This is a genomic window from Catenibacterium sp. UBA627 (genome assembly GCF_002299355.1).
Taxonomy (GTDB): Bacteria; Bacillota_I; Bacilli_A; order Erysipelotrichales; family Coprobacillaceae; genus Catenibacterium; species Catenibacterium mitsuoka.
Map to the genome: position 1 here is coordinate 5394 of NZ_DBPF01000017.1, position 403 is coordinate 5796.

1 protein-coding gene is annotated in these 403 nt (G+C 31.8%); it reads left to right on the top strand.

What is annotated here, in order from left to right; all coding sequences use genetic code 11:
• Positions 1-249 (top strand): 4-alpha-glucanotransferase (locus B2S90_RS01260; RefSeq protein ID WP_286696426.1); only part of this gene is annotated, 249 nt, incomplete at its 5' end.
• Positions 250-403 lie beyond the last annotated feature (154 nt).

Genomic DNA, 403 nt, shown 5'->3' on the forward strand with positions numbered 1-403 from the left:
GACTATCTACACTATGATGGTGATGATGACGCTGTATTAGTGGATATGAGTATTGATTGTATTATGGCAAGTGTAAGTGATAAGTGCATTGTACCAATGCAGGATTACTTGAAACTTGATAATACGGCACGTATGAATAAACCTAATACTTTAGGTAATAACTGGATGTGGCGTTTAGATAAGAATGCTTTTAGTGATTCATTAAAGGAACGAATGCGTGATATTACAGTAAAAACAAACCGTATTTAAAGGAGATTTTAAGAATGGATGTTAAGACGTTAATTAATACAAGAGTTCAGGAGTTATTTAATCTTTCAATAAAGGATTGTTCTAATGAACAAGCTTATATCGCATTATTAAGTGTTGTAAAAGACTTGCTTGATGATAAAAAGACAATTGAAGG